18 protein-coding genes are annotated in these 17,353 nt (G+C 59.4%); 7 read left to right on the plus strand and 11 right to left on the minus strand.

Annotation, left to right across the window (positions count from 1 at the left end):
* The 7 genes from JJ869_RS15880 to JJ869_RS15910 all read left to right on the plus strand — a co-directional run.
* Nucleotides 1–687: glycerol-3-phosphate dehydrogenase C-terminal domain-containing protein (locus tag JJ869_RS15880; RefSeq protein WP_292268541.1), on the plus strand; the 687-nt coding region annotated here is incomplete at its 5' end.
* Nucleotides 684–1,661, plus strand: coding sequence for a class II aldolase/adducin family protein (locus JJ869_RS15885; protein ID WP_292268542.1), 978 nt, complete (start codon nt 684–686; stop codon nt 1,659–1,661). The genes JJ869_RS15880 and JJ869_RS15885, both read left to right, overlap by 4 nt.
* Complete coding sequence (locus tag JJ869_RS15890) at nt 1,654–2,892, plus strand: FGGY-family carbohydrate kinase (protein ID WP_292268543.1); 1,239 nt, start codon at nt 1,654–1,656, stop codon at nt 2,890–2,892. Before JJ869_RS15885 ends, JJ869_RS15890 begins: the two co-directional genes overlap by 8 nt.
* On the plus strand, nt 2,889–3,719 hold the full coding sequence (locus JJ869_RS15895) for a TIGR01459 family HAD-type hydrolase (protein ID WP_292268544.1): 831 nt from the start codon (nt 2,889–2,891) through the stop codon (nt 3,717–3,719). Before JJ869_RS15890 ends, JJ869_RS15895 begins: the two co-directional genes overlap by 4 nt.
* A complete protein-coding gene (locus JJ869_RS15900; RefSeq protein WP_292268545.1) occupies nt 3,719–4,651 on the plus strand; it encodes a TIM barrel protein in 933 nt (310 codons plus the stop codon). The genes JJ869_RS15895 and JJ869_RS15900 overlap by 1 nt, the downstream gene beginning before the upstream one ends.
* A gap of 36 nt (nt 4,652–4,687) precedes the next feature.
* Nucleotides 4,688–5,464, plus strand: a complete 777-nt coding sequence (locus tag JJ869_RS15905; RefSeq protein ID WP_292268546.1) for a triose-phosphate isomerase — start codon at nt 4,688–4,690, stop codon at nt 5,462–5,464.
* On the plus strand, nt 5,461–5,916 hold the full coding sequence (locus tag JJ869_RS15910; protein WP_292268547.1) for an RpiB/LacA/LacB family sugar-phosphate isomerase: 456 nt from the start codon (nt 5,461–5,463) through the stop codon (nt 5,914–5,916). Before JJ869_RS15905 ends, JJ869_RS15910 begins: the two co-directional genes overlap by 4 nt.
* A 5-nt stretch (nt 5,917–5,921) precedes the next feature.
* Here the strand turns inward: JJ869_RS15910 and dhaL are convergent, their stop codons facing one another.
* The 11 genes from dhaL to JJ869_RS15965 form a co-directional block, all read right to left on the minus strand.
* Nucleotides 5,922–6,596 (minus strand): dihydroxyacetone kinase subunit DhaL, encoded by a 675-nt coding sequence (dhaL, locus tag JJ869_RS15915; protein ID WP_292268548.1) that lies wholly within the window; start codon nt 6,594–6,596, stop codon nt 5,922–5,924.
* A complete protein-coding gene (locus tag JJ869_RS15920) occupies nt 6,593–7,678 on the minus strand; it encodes a dihydroxyacetone kinase subunit DhaK (protein ID WP_292268549.1) in 1,086 nt (361 codons plus the stop codon). The genes dhaL and JJ869_RS15920 overlap by 4 nt, the downstream gene beginning before the upstream one ends.
* Before the next feature lie 329 nt (nt 7,679–8,007).
* A complete protein-coding gene (locus tag JJ869_RS15925) occupies nt 8,008–8,721 on the minus strand; it encodes a DUF1868 domain-containing protein (RefSeq protein ID WP_292268550.1) in 714 nt (237 codons plus the stop codon).
* Nucleotides 8,708–9,964 carry an MFS transporter gene (locus JJ869_RS15930; protein ID WP_292268551.1) on the minus strand — a complete coding sequence of 419 codons (1,257 nt, stop codon included), beginning with the start codon at nt 9,962–9,964 and terminating at the stop codon, nt 8,708–8,710. The genes JJ869_RS15925 and JJ869_RS15930 overlap by 14 nt, the downstream gene beginning before the upstream one ends.
* Before the next feature lie 7 nt (nt 9,965–9,971).
* Entirely contained in the window at nt 9,972–10,838 is an 867-nt protein-coding gene (locus tag JJ869_RS15935; RefSeq protein WP_292268552.1) for an endonuclease/exonuclease/phosphatase family protein, read from the minus strand.
* Nucleotides 10,835–11,947 (minus strand): sn-glycerol-3-phosphate ABC transporter ATP-binding protein UgpC, encoded by a 1,113-nt coding sequence (ugpC, locus tag JJ869_RS15940; RefSeq protein WP_292268553.1) that lies wholly within the window; start codon nt 11,945–11,947, stop codon nt 10,835–10,837. The genes JJ869_RS15935 and ugpC overlap by 4 nt, the downstream gene beginning before the upstream one ends.
* A 10-nt stretch (nt 11,948–11,957) precedes the next feature.
* Nucleotides 11,958–12,974: an ABC transporter permease subunit gene (locus JJ869_RS15945; protein WP_292268554.1), complete on the minus strand. Its 1,017-nt coding sequence runs from the start codon at nt 12,972–12,974 to the stop codon at nt 11,958–11,960.
* On the minus strand, nt 12,971–13,852 hold the full coding sequence (locus JJ869_RS15950) for an ABC transporter permease subunit (protein ID WP_292268555.1): 882 nt from the start codon (nt 13,850–13,852) through the stop codon (nt 12,971–12,973). The genes JJ869_RS15945 and JJ869_RS15950 overlap by 4 nt, the downstream gene beginning before the upstream one ends.
* Before the next feature lie 87 nt (nt 13,853–13,939).
* Nucleotides 13,940–15,274 carry an extracellular solute-binding protein gene (locus JJ869_RS15955; RefSeq protein WP_292268556.1) on the minus strand — a complete coding sequence of 445 codons (1,335 nt, stop codon included), beginning with the start codon at nt 15,272–15,274 and terminating at the stop codon, nt 13,940–13,942.
* A 206-nt stretch (nt 15,275–15,480) separates the two neighbouring features.
* Nucleotides 15,481–16,275 carry a metallophosphoesterase gene (locus JJ869_RS15960; RefSeq protein WP_292268557.1) on the minus strand — a complete coding sequence of 265 codons (795 nt, stop codon included), beginning with the start codon at nt 16,273–16,275 and terminating at the stop codon, nt 15,481–15,483.
* A 248-nt stretch (nt 16,276–16,523) separates the two neighbouring features.
* A partial coding sequence (locus JJ869_RS15965) for an ABC transporter permease (protein WP_292268558.1) occupies nt 16,524–17,353 on the minus strand: 830 nt, incomplete at its 5' end.

Below are 17,353 nucleotides of genomic sequence, written 5' to 3' on the forward strand. Positions count from 1 at the left end.
ACCACAGACATTGCCTATGACGGCGCGCCCGAAGCCGTGACGGTGGACCAGAGCGAGGTTGATTATTTGCTTGCTGCCGTAAACCGCTATTTCCGGCAGGAACTTACCCAAAAAGATGTGGTGCAAAGCTTTTCAGGCGTGCGGCCGCTTTATGATGACGGTGCGGGAAATCCGTCAGCCGTGACGCGCGATTATGTCTTCGACCTAGAAGCGCTGGGCGGTGCCCCTCTCTTGAACGTGTTTGGGGGTAAGATCACCACGTTTCGCAAGCTGGCCGAACACGCGATGCAAAAGATTGAGACCTATCTGCCCGGCATGGGGCCGGACTGGACCGCACAGGCGCCTTTGCCCGGTGGCGATATCGCGGGGGCTGATTTCGATGGGTTTCTGAACGACATCCAACATGAATACCCGTGGCTGCCGCATGAACTGGCGTTGCACTGGGGCAGGCTATATGGAACGCGAATGCGCATGATCCTTGGGGACGCTACCTCGCTTGAGGGCTTGGGGATGCACTTCGGCGCGCGGCTTTATGAGGCCGAAGTGCGCTATCTTGCGGCCCATGAGTGGGCGAGGTCCGCGCAGGATGTGCTGCACCGCCGTACGAAGGAAAACCTTCATATGACGAATGCTCAGATCGCGGAATTCACCGCATGGTGCGATGAAAATCTGGGACAGTTGGCATGATCATGCGTCCCGATGATCTGAAGGATTTGGCCAGCCTGTCGGCGAAAATCGGGTCTGATCCGATGCTGGTTCAGGGGGCGGGGGGCAATACGTCCATCAAGGATGGGGACGTGATGTGGATCAAGGCCTCGGGTACACTCCTGGCCGATGCTCTCCGGCACGAGATTTTTGTGGCCTGCGATTTGCCTGCGATGCGTGCCAGCCTTGCGAAGGGCGAAGCGCGGGCTGACCAACCCATGGAATTCGCGTTGGCAAAGGATGGTTTGCGCCCGTCGATCGAGACATCGCTGCACGGGGTCTTTCCCCAGCGCGTCGTGCTGCATGTCCATTGTATTCATACGCTGGTTCATGCGGTTCAAGCCGATCCGGTTGCTGCGATCGGCGCGAAACTGAATGGGTTCAACTGGGCAGTCGTGCCTTACGCGAAACCCGGCGCCAGTCTCGCCGTCCAAGTGCGCGGTGCTGTTGAGACGGGTTGTGATGTCATCGTCCTTGGCAATCACGGCGTGATTGTCGCAGCAGATACCGTCATTGCAGCAGGGGATCTTCTGCAAAATGTCGCTGAGGCGCTTCGCGTTGATGCGGTATCCCTGCAGGCGGAAAAAATGTGTGATCTGCCGTCGGGGTGGACCGCCGGGCCTGCTTCGCTGTCCCATGTTGCCTGCGCACCTGCGCTTTTGTCGATGGCAACCGGCGGCAGTCTGTATCCCGACCATGTCATTTTCTGTGGTATGGGGGCTTTGGCCTGCGACGTGCTACCTGTAGGCGACAGCCCGCCTTTTGTTCTGATCCCCGGCAAGGGTGCCGCGATGCGGGCGGATGCAACGCCCGGAGCCTGGGCTCTGGCCCAATGTCTGGGGGATGTCCTGATCCGAATGCCGGAAGATGCGGTATTGAACTATCTCACGCTGCAACAAAACGGGGAATTGCTTGATTGGGACGCCGAGAAGTATCGGCAGGCGCTGAATGGCTGAGCTATTCCTCGGTATCGATTTGGGCACATCCGGGGCGCGGGCGATCGTACTTGATCGCACAGGGCAGGTGGTCAGTACCGGGAAATCGGCGCTCTCGGACCATGTGGGTGGGCCCCGAAGTCCCGCTACATGGTGGGCGGCAACACAACACGCGATGCGCGCCGCATTGGCAGAGGTGGCGTCGCAGGATGTGGTCGCATTGGCGGTCGATGGTACATCGGGAACGATGGTGCCGATTGATGCCGCCGGTGTGCCCCTGTCCGAAGGGTTGATGTATAATGATGTCTGCACCGATGCTGGTCTACTGGATCGGATCACGGCAGCGTCGCCTGCGACAACAGCCGCCCGTGGGGCAACCAGCGGGCTGGCGCGGGCCGTGCAGCTTTTGGCAACGGCTCCGGCACGGATCATCCATCAGGCTGACTGGATCTCTGGTCAGTTCAGCGGACGCTGGGTCAGCGACGAGAACAATGCTCTCAAGACCGGGTATGACCCGGTCAGCGGTCACTGGCCGGACTGGATCTCGGACGTGATTGACCCAGAGGTCTTGCCGGATGTCATGGCGCCCGGAACGGTGGTGGGACAGGTCGGCAGGAACGATTTCGGCCTCAGTCCAGATTGCAAGGTGGTCGCCGGAACGACAGATGGCTGTGCTTCCTTTCTGGCAACCGGTGCCAAGCAGCCTGGGGGCGGAGTTTCTGCCCTTGGCAGCACTCTGACGATCAAGCTGTTGTCAGAGGAGCCGATATTTGCCCCCCAATTCGGTATCTACAGTCACAAAATACTGGGCTTGTGGTTGGCTGGCGGCGCGTCGAATACCGGCGGGCAGGCACTTTTGGTTGATTTTTCACCGGAACAGATCGCGGGATTGTCAGAGTTGATCGATCCCGAGACAGAGACCGGTTTGTCCTATTATCCTTTGGCCCGGGCAGGAGAGCGTTTTCCCATCAATGACCCCGATCTGGCACCGGTCATGGGGCCGCGTCCTGACACAGACAGCCTGCATCTTCAGGCGATGTTCGAAGGGATCGCAGCCATCGAAGCGCTTGCGTATCGCCGTCTGGCAGAACTGGGCGCACCTGTCTTGCGCAGCGTCAGGTCTGTGGGGGGCGGCGCTGCGAACCCTGTTTGGACGCGCATCCGAGAACGTCATTTGTCCGTTGCCATGCCGGAGCCGCTTTCCGGAGAGGCAGCCTACGGCACAGCACTTTTGGCAAGATCGGCGCTATGAAGACAGACCTGTCAAGCCTCGCCCATCAGTATGATGCCTTTTTGATCGACCAGTTCGGTGTCCTGCTCGATGGTACGGGCGCGTATGACGGTGCGCCGGCGGCCTTGTCGGCTCTTGCGCAGTTGGGCAAGAAGATTGTGCTTCTGTCCAACTCGGGAAAACGCGCCGCGCCGAACGTGGCGCGGTTGACACGGTTGGGGTTCGATCCGGACAGCTACCTGACGGTGATGTCTTCTGGGGAAGCCGCCTTTGCCGAGCTGAAGGGCAGGATCGGGAAAGAAATCCCGTTGGGGGCATCGGTTTGGGTCCATGCCAGAGATCACGATATGTCTCCCGTCGATGGGCTGGATCTTACCCCTGTTGAAGACGCGGCTGCGGCGGATTTACTGATCATCGCCGGGAGTCGCGCCGACGAGTTCGAGCTAGCGCAATTCCGCAGCTGGCTGGCCCCGGCAGCACAGCGTGGCGTGCCCGCGTTATGTACGAACCCCGACATGAAGATGCTGACGCCACTTGGAACGCGATTTGGGGCAGGGGCCATCGCCACGCTGTACGAAGAACTTGGTGGCAAAGTCGAATGGGTCGGTAAGCCATTTCCATTGATCTACAGGTTTGCCCGTGACGCATTGGGGCAGGCAGAGCGTGTGCTGTGCATCGGTGACAGCCCGGAGCATGATATCGCGGGAGGGCAGGCCGCCGGATTTGCGACAGCGCTTGTGCGCACTGGTCTGCATGCGGACCTGTCTGATACTGCGCTGCTTGAGCATTGCCGCTCTACTGCCGTCCCTGACTTCATCATACCGCGCTTCAGTCTGGAGGGACCGTGATGCCACTCTCGCTGTCACTGAACACCAATCCCCTGGTCAATCGGTATGCCGAGCCAGACGACCTGATCGAAACCGTCGCGCGGGATTTGCGCATCCGCGACCTGCAATTGACCCACGAGTTCATCAACCCAAGCTGGCCCGCAACCGTGATCGACCGGCTGACCAAATCCATGGCGGCTGCCTTGGCCCGCACGGGCGTGCGCGTCACCAGTGGCATGACGGGTCCGTATGGACGGCTCAATCATTTCGGCCATCCCGATGCAGAGGTGCGGCGCTACTATGTCGAGTGGTTCAAGACCTTTGCCGATATCACGGCTGCCTTGGGCGGGAGTTCTGTGGGCACGCAGTTTGCGATCTTCACCTACCGCGATTTCGACGACCCGATCCGCCGCGAAGCCTTGATCGAGCGTGCCATCGCGTGCTGGGCAGAGGTTGCGGAGCATGCGAAACGGGCGGGCCTGGACTTCGTCTTTTGGGAACCGATGAGCATCGGACGCGAATTTGGAGAAACCATTCCCGCAGCCTTGGCGCTGCAAGACCGTCTGAGCGCCGCAAATATGGCCATCCCGATGCTGATGATGGCTGACATCGACCATGGTGACGTAACCAGCCCGGACGCCAGCGATTATGATCCTTATGCATGGGCGCGCGCTGTGCCAAAAGTCAGCCCGATCATCCATATCAAGCAGAGCCTGATGGACAAGGGGGGCCACCGACCATTCACGGCAGAGTTCAATGCCAAAGGGCGCATTCACCCTGAAGCCCTGCTGAAGGCTTTGGCTGAGGGCGGTGCGATCGACAATGAAATATGTCTGGAATTGTCCTTCAAGGAACGTGAGCCGAATGACCGCGAGGTGATCGCTCAGATTGCCGAAAGCGTTGCCTTCTGGGCGCCTCACGTCGACAGCGGTGTGCAGGATTTGAATATATGACGGATGTGAAACGGTTTTCGGAAACGAGGTAGCAGCATGACGGACGCCTCCATTTGGATTGGCACCAGTTGGAAGATGAACAAAACCCTCGGAGAGGCACTGGCGTTTGCCCATGTCCTTGCCGCCGCCGACGGCATGCGAGACCCGCGCATCCAGCGTTTTGTCGTGCCTCCCTTCACAAGTGCGCGCGACGTCGCGGCTGTGCTTGCAGACACCTCGGTAAAGGTCGGTGCGCAAAACATGCATTGGGCCGACGCAGGTGCTTGGACCGGAGAAGTTTCTGCGCCGATGCTGGTGGATTGCGGTCTTGACTTGGTGGAACTCGGGCACTCAGAGCGGCGCGCGCATTTTGGTGAGACCGATGAGACCGTTGGGCTGAAAGTGGCGGCGGCTGTGCGCCACGGGCTGATCCCGTTGATCTGCATCGGCGAAACACTGGACGAACGTGAGGCTGGGCGTGCGACAGATGTGCTGGCGTCACAGGTCAAAGCCGCATTGGTCACGGTATCGGACGAAGCGCCCGTTTTGCTTGCCTATGAGCCGGTCTGGGCGATTGGCGATGGCGGTATTCCTGCGACTTCGGATTATGCGGATGCGCGACAGTCCGAAATCATTGCTGTCGCAGGTGACATCTTGGGGCGGCGCGTGCCGTGCCTCTACGGTGGGTCGGTCAATCCGGACAATTGCGAAGAGTTGATCCGCTGTCCGCATGTCGACGGGTTGTTCATCGGTCGGTCCGCCTGGGACGTCGCGGGATACCTCAACATACTTGAAAAATGCGCTGCAACTTTGGATTTGGGAGAAACGACATGAGAATTGCCGTCGCAGGCGATAGCGCTGGTGAAGAACTGGCAAAAATCCTCGCTGATCATCTGGCTCAAAGTTACGACGTGGTCGAGATGTCGCGCACGAGCGATGGGCCAGACGCGTTTTACGCTGACCTGTCCGACCGGGTTGCAAGCGCCGTCATCGCGGGCGAGGTCGACCGCGCCATTCTGATCTGTGGCACGGGTATCGGGGTCTGCCTTGCTGCAAACAAGGTGCCGGGAATTCGCGCGGCGCAGTGCCACGATACCTATTCCGCGGGAAAGGCCGCGACGTCGAACAACGCGCAGATCATCACCATGGGTGCGCGTGTGATTGGTGTGGAACTGGCCAAAGACATCGCCGGTGCCTTTTTGACCAGCAGTTTTGATCCCAATGGACGCTCGGCCGGAAATGTCCGTGCGATTGATGCGGTTGATGCCAAGTACAAAAAGCGCTGACAGCGTCAAAGATCGCGGACGGCCTCGGACCAGGCTGCAAGGAGGATGGCTGTAGAGGCAGCGCCCGGATCCTGGTGACCGATGGATCGCGCCCCAAGCTTCTTTGACCGTCCGCGGTTGCTTTGCATCTGCGTGGTGCCTCTCGCCCCGTTGGATGCGGCCTCGGCCGCTGCCGCCAGGCAGGTCTTGACGGTCGCGTCTTGCGCGGCTGCAGAAGTCGCCGCATCGATTGCCGGGAGCCACGCATCAAGCATGGTTTTGTCGCCGGAAGCAGCACCTCCACGATCCTTGATCCCGTGACACATGCCATGAAGCCACGCGACCATCGCCGCGCTGTCCAGATTGAGCCGATCGGAAACGGCTGCTCCGGCCCTTTGAAACCCCGTCGCATACAGTGGACCGGCAGAGGCCCCGACAGCGTCAAGAAAAGCCGCCGCTATGGCCTCGCTCAACTCTGAAATGGTGGCCGTTTCAGGTGCGTGATCCAACGCGGCCAGAGCGGCTTTCCAGCCGATTTCCATCGTGATGCCGTGGTCTCCGTCCCCGATAGCGCCATCCAGTTCGCAAAGCCAGTTGCGCGCCGCGAAAATGGCTGCGGCCGAGGCTGCCATCATCTGGCGGAACACGTCAGGCGTTATCGGTCCTGTCGCCACAAGTTCAGTGCGTGGGGTGACGCTCAAAGGTTTGTCGGCGAATTGGCTTCTTGGCTTCTTGGGTTCGGGATATTCGGGGCAGAGGCGATCAGCGGATCGCGCGGCGCGCCGATCTGAAGGGCGGGCGTATCGCAGGGATGGTCCAGCCAGGCTTGCAGATCGTCGTCCAGCTTCATCAGCGAAACCGATGCTCCGCCCATTTCGAGGGACGTGCAGTATTCACCAACCCAACTGTTGTGGATTTCGACCCGCCGGTCAGACAGCATCTCGGCGACCCGGCGATGCAGCAGATAGAGTTCAAGCAGGGTGGTTGATCCAAGCCCATTGACAAGAACCGCGACCTTGTCACCCACCATCAAACCGAGCTCGCTGTGGATTGGGGTCATCAAACGATCTGTCACGGCGTCCGCTGACTCTGCCGGAATGCGGGCAATGCCCGGCTCACCATGAATGCCCATTCCGATTTCCATCTCGCCGTCCGGGATCTCGAAATTTGCCTTTCCGGTTTGCGGCATGGAACAGGCTGATAGGGCAACCCCCATGGTGCGCGTTGCGGCATTGGCACGACGCGCTGCCTCTTCGACTTCTTGTAGGGACGCATTCTGGTCAGCGGCGGCGCCGGCCACTTTGAAGACGAAGAAATTACCGGCAATCCCGCGTCGTTCGTCAATCTGATCTGGTGGCGCCGATGCGACATCGTCTGTGGTCACGAAGGAGCGCGCGGTGACGCCATGTTTTGCCATTTCCTCCTCAGCCATGGCAAAATTCATTACGTCGCCGGTATAATTACCGAACAGGAACAGTACCCCGGCAACACCATTGGCCGCCAGACCCGCATCCACGATTTGGGCCGGAGAAGGAGAGGCAAAGATGCTTCCCAGCGGTGCCGCGTCCGCCAGACCCTGACCGACATAGCCCGCAAATGCCGGTTCATGCCCGGAGCCCCCTCCGATCACGATACCGACCTTGCCCTCGCGCGGACCATTGCGCGCTACAATCGCACGCCCGGTTACGCCTTGAGTGGTCAAATGTTTCGGATGTGCCGAGAGCATCCCTGCGATCAATTCAGAGATCAGATTGTCGGGGTCATTTATGAGTTTTTTGCTCAAGGGGCTTTGCCTGATATGAAGTTATTTTTCGTCCGGCTACAGGGCGCTGTTCTTGGGGGAAGTCTTTGCGCAAAAGACATCCTGCCTTGATGTGAGCCTCAGCAATATTGAATTCGATTATGTGGAATTCCAGGTGTTCATCAAGCGTTGGTTGAACTACGCACTTTGCTGGTCTTGTCGGCTCTTGGTACCGGAACCTTGGAGCGGACGTGACTTTGACAGGGGCTATCGGGCCCTGTTCCCCAACTGCGGTGCGCGCCAACGGCTTCGCTAATCGAAACCACATGCGATGCGTAAGGATAGGCGCGCTCCCATGGGGTGGCCTTGGATTAGTCTATCCAGTGGTCACGTTCGAAATGATGCATCGTCTCGAACGTACAGAATTCCACAGGGCCAAGCACGATCCTCGGCACCCTCTCGAGAAGTTCTGCGCCCACCCTGTCCGAAAGTGCGATGATGGATCGGGCTTCTTCCGGTGAAAACCAGCGCAGGTTGTAGGCCAGCGTAATGTGGAACTCGTAGGCATCGTGGTCGGGGCGCACGAGGTTGGTTGCGGCCTGCAATTGATCACGGGTCAACCTGAGCAGTGCTTCCTCGCTTTTGTCGGCACCGGACATCCGCACGCTGAAGCCTCCGAAAATTCCGGTGGGGCGGGCAATGACGGTGCGGGTCAGGCCGATATCCTGAAGCCGATCTGCGAAATCCATGGTCACAGTATCCACCGAAGCCTCGTTCGGCAGATGCCCCGGCCAGCGATCAGATGTGCGGTCATAGTCGATGACGCCTTCGAAGATCGTCATGTGAAAACTCTCGGGCGGCAAAAAGGTGAACTCATCCGCCAATGGCCCTGCCTTGAGCTGATCCTGTGCGTCCACCAGTGCGGCAAAAGGTTTTGATCCTGGATCGACATGACAGATCGTCGTATTGCCGCGACAGGTCAGCGGCTGTCCATCCGGTGTGAATTTGAGGCCTACCGCACTGGGCGCCGCGCCACCCGTCAATGCGCCAGTCAGGTAGTCAAACGCGCGCTCATGGTCGGTCATGGAGCTGGTTCCTCGGTTTCAGAATGAACAGAGCAAGCCCTCCGGTCGCAAACAATCCTGCAAGGGCAAAGCTGACCCCGGTCGTCATCAGGCTGGTCGCCTCGGCAGTCACCCCGAAGAGAAACGCGCCGAGGGCCGGGCCGACCCGGAAAATGATCGTGTAGAGGCTCAGGATGCGACCAAGCCGATCCTGTGGCGCTTCAAGTTGAACATAGGCCAATGCGGCGATGTTCGACGATGACATGGTTGCGCCATGCAGCAGCAGGATGGCCAGCGCCAACCAGAAAATCTCTGTAACCGCAAAGACCAGAAGGGACAGGGCGAAGACAGCCGATGTGGTCAGAATTTGCACCAAGACTCCGCGCCCGTCCTGTGCTTTGGACATCGTGAGCGCCCCGAGGATCGCGCCAACCCCAAGGGTGGCGTTCAGTAGGCCCAGCCCAACCTCACCCCGGCCAAAGGCGACTTCGGCATAGGCGGGGAACAGCTCGCTGGCCGGTCGGATCAGCAATCCCTGCGCCAGTTGCAACATCAGGACCCCGAGGATGAGCGGTGTGTGCATGAGATCGCGCATCACGCCCGCCATGTTCACGGGCTGAGCCGAGACAACGCGGTTTGTCTGTGCCGGGACGTTGCGGATGCGGTAGAGCGCCACGGACAGCGCAAGGAAACCCGCAGCCGACACCGTGAAGACGAGACCCGCAGACCCGACCACCAACAGGCCCGCGGCAAGCGCCGGGCCAAGGAACCGCGACAGGTTGAAGCCGGTCGAATTGACCGCCAGCGCCGAAGACAGCAGTTTCGGTGGTGCCAGATGCCGCGCCATCGACAGCCGCGCGGGCAGCAGCACACCGGACACCGCGCCAAGCACCGCCATCATGCCTGCCATCGCCCAGGGTGTCAGGCTGCCGGTGAAATAGAGCAGCGCCAGAGAAACCGACACGGCCGCGCTGGCGATCTGTCCCCAATACATGATCTTGGGGGCTGCGTGCCGGTCGGCCAGCGAACCGCCCCACAACGCCGTCAACAGCGACGGAAAGAGTTCCGCAAAAGCCACCGTGCCGAGCCATGCCTCGGACCCGGTCAGTTCCCAAGTGACCCAGCCCACCGCGATGCGTTGCATCCAGAAGCCAGTGGTCATGATAAGGTTGCCCGCCTGATAGGTGGCGAAGGCGGGGATGGCGAATACGGCTTTGAAATCGGCGATGCGTGCACGAACAGCTTCAAGCGGATGCGCACGCATCAGAGCCTCATGAATCGAGTGTCACGAAAATCGGCTGATGATCGGATCCTTGGGCGTCGTTCCCGATCTCCATCGACTGCACCCTGTGTGCCAAATCCGTGGTGACGAAACAATGGTCGATGCGGCGCGCTCCGCGTCCTTCGCGCGGGATCGTGTCGCCTTCGTTTTCCGCATGACCGGCCAAAGTCCAAGCGTCTGCAAGCCCGTGTGCCCGTATTGTGCGGCCGTGGTTCTGTGACAGGTCGCCGACCACGCGGGTGTATTCCGGGCTGCCGGGTTCGAAATTCATGTCGCCCATGATGATCGCTGTCATCGGCTGAGGTGGCATCGGGCGGTCGTTCCAGTCAGGGTCTTTGACCATGCCGCCTGCACTGGCACCGCGTTCATGGCCTCGTAACAGCAGGTCACACATATACTCGACCTGATCCCGGCGCGTGTCGGTCGAGACATGATCCAGATGCACCGAGCAGAACCGCAGCGGGCCTGAGGGCGCATCGATCACGCACTCCACCAGCGTGCGCTGCAGATGGAAGGTGTTGAGCAGCGCGATTTTGGGCAGGGTATGGTTGATCATCGACAGGATCGGCCAACGCGACAGCACCATATTGCCGAACTGGCGGCGACGGTGCACCGGCTTGCCGTCCAGGATCTCGGAGGCGTCGAGGTCGATCCCCGGACCATAGACCCAATGAATGTGGGGCAGGCGGGAAGCAATCTCTTCACCCTGATGCACCATGCCGGATCGCGCGGTAAAGGTTTCGACCTCTTGCAGAGCGATCAGGTCTGGGTCGCCCAGTTCGGACACGATGCGGTCCAGATCGAATTGGCCGTCTTTGCCTTTGCCGTATTGAATGTTGTAGCTGGCGAGTTTCATTCCGCCGGCTCCATCTGACGGATCACCTGTTCATCCATGTCGATTCGCACACCATCCTTGGCTCCGAACACATGCAGTTTGCTCAGATCAGCCAGAACACCCACCTGATCGCCATGCTGAAAACGCGGCTTGATCGAGGACAGAACCGTGAAGGGCACATCTTCGATCATCAGGTGATAAAGGCCCGACGAGCCCAGTTCCTCGTAGAAATCAAAAGAACCGGTCAGGTGCCCGGCGCCGGGTGCGCAGAGCGTCATGTCTTCTGGCCGCAGACCCAATTGCACCAGGGCGCCTGCATGTCTGCGGGCTGCGTCGCTGGCAATCTCGATACGACTGTCATCCGCCAGCAGAATGACGCTTTGTTCGGCCGAAATCTGACCGGAAAGGAAATTCATCGCGGGTGAGCCGATGAAGCCAGCCACATAGACGGTGGCGGGGCGGTTATAGACCTCTTCCGGTGTGCCGACCTGGTCGATCGTGCCTTTGTTCATGATCACCATCCGGTCGGCGAGCGTCATGCCTTCGTGCTGGTCATGGGTCACAAACACTGATGTCGCCTTGATCCGGTTGTGGATGCGGCGGATCTCGTGGCGCATCTGAACCCGGAGCTTCGCATCGAGGTTGGACAGCGGTTCATCGAACAGGAAAACCTTGGGTTCGCGGATGATGGCGCGTGCCATGGCAACACGCTGGCGCTGACCGCCCGACAATTGCCCGGGCTTGCGATCCATGAACTCTTCAAGCCCGACGGATTTCGCAACTGCGCGGACTTTCTCCAGCCGTTCGGGTTTCTTCATGCCCGCGACCTTGAGCGCGTAACCGATGTTTTCGGCCACGGTCATGTGGGGGTAGAGCCCGTAGTTCTGGAACACCATCGCGCAACCCCGCTGGCGCGGTTCAAGATCATTCACGACCGTGCCCGCGATGGAAATCTCGCCACCCGAGATGTCTTCGAGGCCGGCAATCATGCGCAGAAGCGTGGACTTGCCACAGCCGGATGGGCCGAGGATGACAACAAATTCGCCAATGTTCACGGTCAGGTCGACGCCGTGAATGACCTCGTCCTTGCCATAGGATTTGCGGACCTGGCGGATGTCGATGTTGGCCATTGGGATGCCCTCATTTATCGGTGTTGATCAGGCCGCGCACGAACCAGCGCTGCATGAAGATGACGACGATCACAGGTGGGACCGTCACGATCAGCGTTCCCGCCATGGCGATATGCCAGTTGGGGATAGCACCACCTGTGGTGTTGGTGTCCGGAACCAGCTTGCCGAGCTCCACCGCGACCACGCCGTAATTCGGGTCAGTGATGATCAGAAGCGGCCAGAGATACTGGTTCCAGCTGAAGACGAACATGATGGTCGCCAGTGCCGCGATATTGGTGCGGGACAGCGGGACAAGGATTTCGGCCAGAAACCGCAGCGGACCTGCGCAATCCATCTTGGCCGCTTCGACCAACTCGTCCGGGATGGTCAGAAAGAACTGACGATAGAGGAAGGTCCCGGTAGCCGTGGCGACCAGCGGTACGATCAACCCCGTATAGGAGTTCAGCATGTTCCATTCGAGCGCGACCTCAATCCCGGACACCGTCTGGATGAACCAGCTGATCCCGGTCCAGTCGAGGATGGTCTGGAAGGGCTGCAGCGCGTTCGCTGCGACTGCATAGGTCGGCACGATCCGCACTTCGAGGGGCAGCATCAGCGTGATGAACACCGCCCAGAAGATCGGCATGCGCAGGCGGTGGTCAAAGAATACCAACCCGAAGGCGGTGATGCAGGCGATGAAGATCTTGCCTGTGACCACACCCACGGCAACGATCAGGGAGTTGAGGAATTTCTGCCCGAAATCCCGCGTCACCCACGCCTCTTTAATGTTGTTCCAGAATTGGTCGCCTGGCAGCAATCGGGCGGGCTGCGCGTTGACCTCTTGCAAGGACAGCGTGGCGGCGTTGAACACAAGATACATCGGGAAAAGCAGGATGATCATGCCTGTCAGCAGGATCAGATGCGTCAGGATGTTCAGAACAGGCGTGTTCTCGACCATGCCGGGCGCACGCCGTCTGCGCAGCGGGTTTGTGATTCGGGCCTCCGGGTCGCGCACCGCAGACGCAAGGGGAAGATCGGCTTGTGTCATGTGTAATGAACCTTGCGTTCGATGTAGCGGAACTGGATCACGGTGAGGGCGATCACGAGGAACATCAGGATGATCGACTGTGCTGCGGCACCCGAGTAGTCGAGCCCCTGAAACCCATCGACATAGATCTTGTAGACCATCAGGTTGGTCGCGCGGGCAGGACCGCCGCCTGTCATCGTGTCGACGATGCCAAAACTGTCGGTGAAGCTGTCGGTGATGTTGATCACGAGGACGAAGAAGAACGTCGGTGCAAGCAGGGGCAGTTGGATGTCGCGCATCCGGCGCAGAACGGTGGCACCGTCCATCGCGCCCGCCTCGATCAGCGATCGTGGGATCGACTGCAAGCCCGCGAGGAAGAAGATAAAGTTGTAGGCCACCTGCTTCCACGCGCCCGCGATGATCACCATCAACAGAGCATGATCCCCGTTCAGGATCGGATCCCAGAAGCCGGGGAAGGCCGCGTTCACGTAGGACATGATCCCGGCGGAGGAGTTGAAGATAAAGCGAAACGCAAGGCCCACGGCAGGGGCCGCAACCGCGTAGGGCCAGATCGCGCCGATGCGGTAATACTTGTAGCCGCGCAATTGACGGTCTGCGAAAACGGCGAGGATCAGGGCCATGCCCATCGACAGGACGGTCGCCCCGGCGGCGTAGATGATCGAAATCTTGATCGAGTCCCAATACCGCCCGTCGGTCAGGATGGCGCGGAAATTCTCGAACCCGGCCCATTCATTGCCGCCACCCCAGGGCTGTTCGAAGGTGAACGCCCAATAAAGTGCTTGGCTGGTGGGCCAATAGAAAAAGACGAAGATGATCAGAAGCTGCGGTGCCACGACCAGCGCGGCGATCCAGTTGTTCTTGAAATAGGCGCGTCGCATGTCGTTCCCCCGTCAGGACGTCTCCGCCCCGAAGGTTTTGGGACGGAGAGAGTGTCACAACCCGCAAGGCAGGCGGGATCGCAAGGATCAGGGCAGGGTCTTGCCGCGATAGGTGCGTTCGAACTTCCGCAGTACGTCGTTCGAGCGGGCTGCAGCGGTGTCCAGCGCCTCTTTCATCGACTTCTGGCCAGCAAGTGCAGCTTCGACTTCGGCAACCCACTCGGCACGGGCCTGGATGAAACCACCCAGACGGATGCCACGGGTCAGCGGGGTCGGATCGGTATAGGTCAGCGACTTCATTGCGACTTCGCGGCCTTTGTACGGCGGGTTGTCATAGAAACCCTCTGCTGTCAGCTGCTCGAATGCGGCCTTGGTCACCGGGATGTAGCCCGTGTTGGACACCCAGAACTTTTCGCTTTCCGGCGTTGCGAGGAACTTCAGGTACTCGGCAGCACCGCGGTATTCTTCTTCGGTCTTGCCGGAAAGAACCCAGAGCGATGCGCCGCCCACGACGGTGTTTGTCCGCTCAAAGCCTTCGTAGACCGGGATCATTGCGACGTCCCAGTTCAGGCCGTCGACAGCCGACGCATGCACGGTGGCGTGCGACGCGATGGAGCCGAAAAAGATCGAACATTGGTTCTGTGCGAAGGCATCGCGCGAGTTGATACCGCCCTGGCTGGTCTTGATTTCAAGAAGACCTTCATCAAGCCAGCGCTTGACGTCTTCCATGTATTTGACGTGCTGGGTCGTGTTGTAGACGTATTCCGCGTCCAGACCGTCATAGCCATTGTTCCGGGAGGCAACCGGGATACCGTGTGCCATCGAGAACTGCTCGAGATCGACCCATGTCGAGGGCGCATAGCCGTAGTTGCATTTCTCCGGCTGGGCCGCTTCAAGCGCGCGCAGCGCCTCTTCGAAGGCTTCCCATGTGGCAGGAGGGGTGTCGATGCCCGCAACTGCGAAATCGTCGACGTTGTAGTACATGACCGGTGTTGACGAGTTGAACGGCATCGAGAACAGCTCGCCATTGGAGGCGGCATAGTAGTTCGAAATGCCGGGGAAATAGTTGTCCCAGTCGATGTCGATGTTGAAATCGGCCATCATCTTCTGCACGGGGTAGAACTCGCCCGACATCATCAGGTCGGCGGTGCCGGCATCATAGGCCTGAACGATGGTCGGGTGCTTGCCCGCGCGGAAGGCGGCGATGGTGTTCTGTACGGCGGTGGCATAGCCGTCCTGACCGACACATGTGATCTGATACGTGTTCTGGCTTTCGTTGAAGCGGTCGCATGTCTGCTGAACGACATCGCCCAGATAGCCGCCAAGGCCATACCAGTATTCGAAAGTGATCTTGTCCTGCGCGGACGCGGCGCCGCCAAGGGCAGCCGCGACAGCAAAGACGCTGATGAAGGTGGATTTCATGATTGTCCCCATTGAGAAATCTGTGTCGCGCTCCCGGCGCACCATCATCGTCTAAGTGCGTCTGGCGACGTTCTTCTGACGCTTTGATGAAGCTTCTTGGAACCTTTGGACTCGGATTCGAGACAGTTGTGATTCAATTCCGTGACGCTGATTTTGGTCGCGGAAAAGATGATCCTTGCCCGACGGGGCAAGGACCGGTCGGGCGGTCAGCCGAGAACGGCGTTGCCTTCGAGGTAATTGTCGAAATGGACAAGGGTTTGGGCCTCATCACCCAGAACGACGGCCATCTGTGCCGGTCCCCAGATCCGCTCGACTTTGGCATCTGCTTTTAGCGGGACTGTGACGTTGTAATGGTTGCCTGCCAGCGTGGTGAACGGGATGCCATGCCAAAGACCGCAGGACGTGAAATGGACATGACCCGCGATCACCTGGCGGACATCGTTGTGGGTCTTGAGTACCTGCGCAAACTTTTCGCCGTCTTCGAGGATGATACGATCAACCTTGACGTGCAGCGGGTTGGCATGGTGGTGCAACACGACGGCCACAGGGCCATCATGTTCGGTCAGTCGCGCTTCCAACCAGTCCAACTGGCGCTGCGAGAGCTGCCCGCCATGGGTATGGTCGTCGCCCTCGACAACGCTGTCGAGAAGGATTACGCGGTAGCCCTTCGCATCGATGACCTTGTCGACGCAGCCGGTCTCGGCGCGAAGATCTTCACCGAAGACCGTCAGGAATGTGTCGCGATTGTCATGGTTGCCGATGGTGATATGGCAAGGCACGGCCATCTGATCCACCAGAGCCTTGAGCCTGTGATAGGGATCAACCGCGCCTTTGAAGCCGATATCGGCCAGATCCCCGGCCAGCACGCAGAAGTCCGCATCCGCGTGATGTGCATTGATCCAATCGATGGCCTTTTGCATCCGTAGATGCGTGTCCAGACCATGGGATGTCTCGTTTTCGTCAACCAGATGCAGGTCACTCAGGACCAGAAACTTGAGCATATGCTTTTCCTCGAGATGCGCTGAGAGGGGATTTGGCCCGGAGGCCATGTGCTCGTCGCGCATACCGAAGAGTTGCAAATGCGGCGTGATGCTAATGCGAAAGTTTTACGAAATCGGGACAGGCAGGACGCCGTTTCCATGGCACGTGTCGACCCTAAAGCTGCAGGCTCCATTCCGAGTATTCCGCCATACATTCAGAGAAATGTGTGCTGTCGCCTGAAGTGCCGCGCGCAATCGGGGGGTGGTGCTCACCTTTTCCAGGGCATCATTACTTTTTGCAGCCAGTGCAGCAGCCCGGTCAGCGTCACACCAAGGATCATCACGACGACGAGGCCCGCATACATCTTTTCTGGCACCAGAACTTCCCAGTAATAGAAAGTCATGTAGCCGACACCCTGTTTCGCGCGCAGGAATTCCACCGAAATGATGACGATCATCGCCGTGCCCAAAGCGATGCGAAGTCCTGCGAAAATCACCGGCATCGCGCCGGGCAGGATGACGTGGCGCAGCATCTGAAGGGGGCCCGCGCCGTAGTTGCGTCCGGCCATCAGGTAGACTGGGTCGATGGTTCGCACGCCGGTCATTGTGTTGATTGTCATGAGGATGAAGACCGCGAGTGCGACGACCACAATTTTCGGCCCCTCGCCGAAAGGATCGGCGAACATCAGCATGACGACTGGAAAAATGGCGATCTTGGGCAGGACGTAGATGGCCGAGAGTGTCGTATCCAGCATCAAGCGGACGGTCTGATTGATGCCCATCACGACACCCAGAAGAATGCCCGGGATCGCGCCGAGCAGGAAACCGGCAAAGACCCGCCCGAGCGTTGCCAGAAGGTGGCTCTCGGACAGAAGTGTGCCCACGGCGGCCCAACTGCCTTCTGCGTAAACCTGCGGGATCAGCCAGGGGCGGCCCAGTAGACTGGTTTCAGAGAAACGGTCATAGGTGACGCTGACATCCCAGAGCGCTTTGCCGATGGCAGATGGAGGTGGAAACCAGATCGGAGAAATCAGGTTCATGCTGCCCGCCATTTCCCAGACCAACAACAGCAGGACCGGGAAACCAAGCGCCAGTGTGC

The organism is Marivita sp. (genome assembly GCF_017643905.1).
Taxonomy (GTDB): domain Bacteria; phylum Pseudomonadota; class Alphaproteobacteria; order Rhodobacterales; family Rhodobacteraceae; genus Marivita.

Bases quoted from the DNA above. Each gene is read 5' to 3' on its own strand.
- JJ869_RS15885 (WP_292268542.1), top strand. From the start codon at position 684: ATGATCATGCGTCCCGATGATCTGAAGGATTTGGCCAGCCTGTCGGCG.
- JJ869_RS15890 (WP_292268543.1), top strand. From the start codon at position 1,654: ATGGCTGAGCTATTCCTCGGTATCGATTTGGGCACATCCGGGGCGCGG.
- JJ869_RS15895 (WP_292268544.1), top strand. From the start codon at position 2,889: ATGAAGACAGACCTGTCAAGCCTCGCCCATCAGTATGATGCCTTTTTG.
- JJ869_RS15900 (WP_292268545.1), top strand. From the start codon at position 3,719: ATGCCACTCTCGCTGTCACTGAACACCAATCCCCTGGTCAATCGGTAT.
- JJ869_RS15905 (WP_292268546.1), top strand. From the start codon at position 4,688: ATGACGGACGCCTCCATTTGGATTGGCACCAGTTGGAAGATGAACAAA.
- JJ869_RS15910 (WP_292268547.1), top strand. From the start codon at position 5,461: ATGAGAATTGCCGTCGCAGGCGATAGCGCTGGTGAAGAACTGGCAAAA.
- JJ869_RS15925 (WP_292268550.1), bottom strand. From the start codon at position 8,721: ATGACCGACCATGAGCGCGCGTTTGACTACCTGACTGGCGCATTGACG.
- JJ869_RS15930 (WP_292268551.1), bottom strand. From the start codon at position 9,964: ATGCGTGCGCATCCGCTTGAAGCTGTTCGTGCACGCATCGCCGATTTC.
- JJ869_RS15935 (WP_292268552.1), bottom strand. From the start codon at position 10,838: ATGAAACTCGCCAGCTACAACATTCAATACGGCAAAGGCAAAGACGGC.
- ugpC (WP_292268553.1), bottom strand. From the start codon at position 11,947: ATGGCCAACATCGACATCCGCCAGGTCCGCAAATCCTATGGCAAGGAC.
- JJ869_RS15945 (WP_292268554.1), bottom strand. From the start codon at position 12,974: ATGACACAAGCCGATCTTCCCCTTGCGTCTGCGGTGCGCGACCCGGAG.
- JJ869_RS15950 (WP_292268555.1), bottom strand. From the start codon at position 13,852: ATGCGACGCGCCTATTTCAAGAACAACTGGATCGCCGCGCTGGTCGTG.
- JJ869_RS15955 (WP_292268556.1), bottom strand. From the start codon at position 15,274: ATGAAATCCACCTTCATCAGCGTCTTTGCTGTCGCGGCTGCCCTTGGC.
- JJ869_RS15960 (WP_292268557.1), bottom strand. From the start codon at position 16,275: ATGCTCAAGTTTCTGGTCCTGAGTGACCTGCATCTGGTTGACGAAAAC.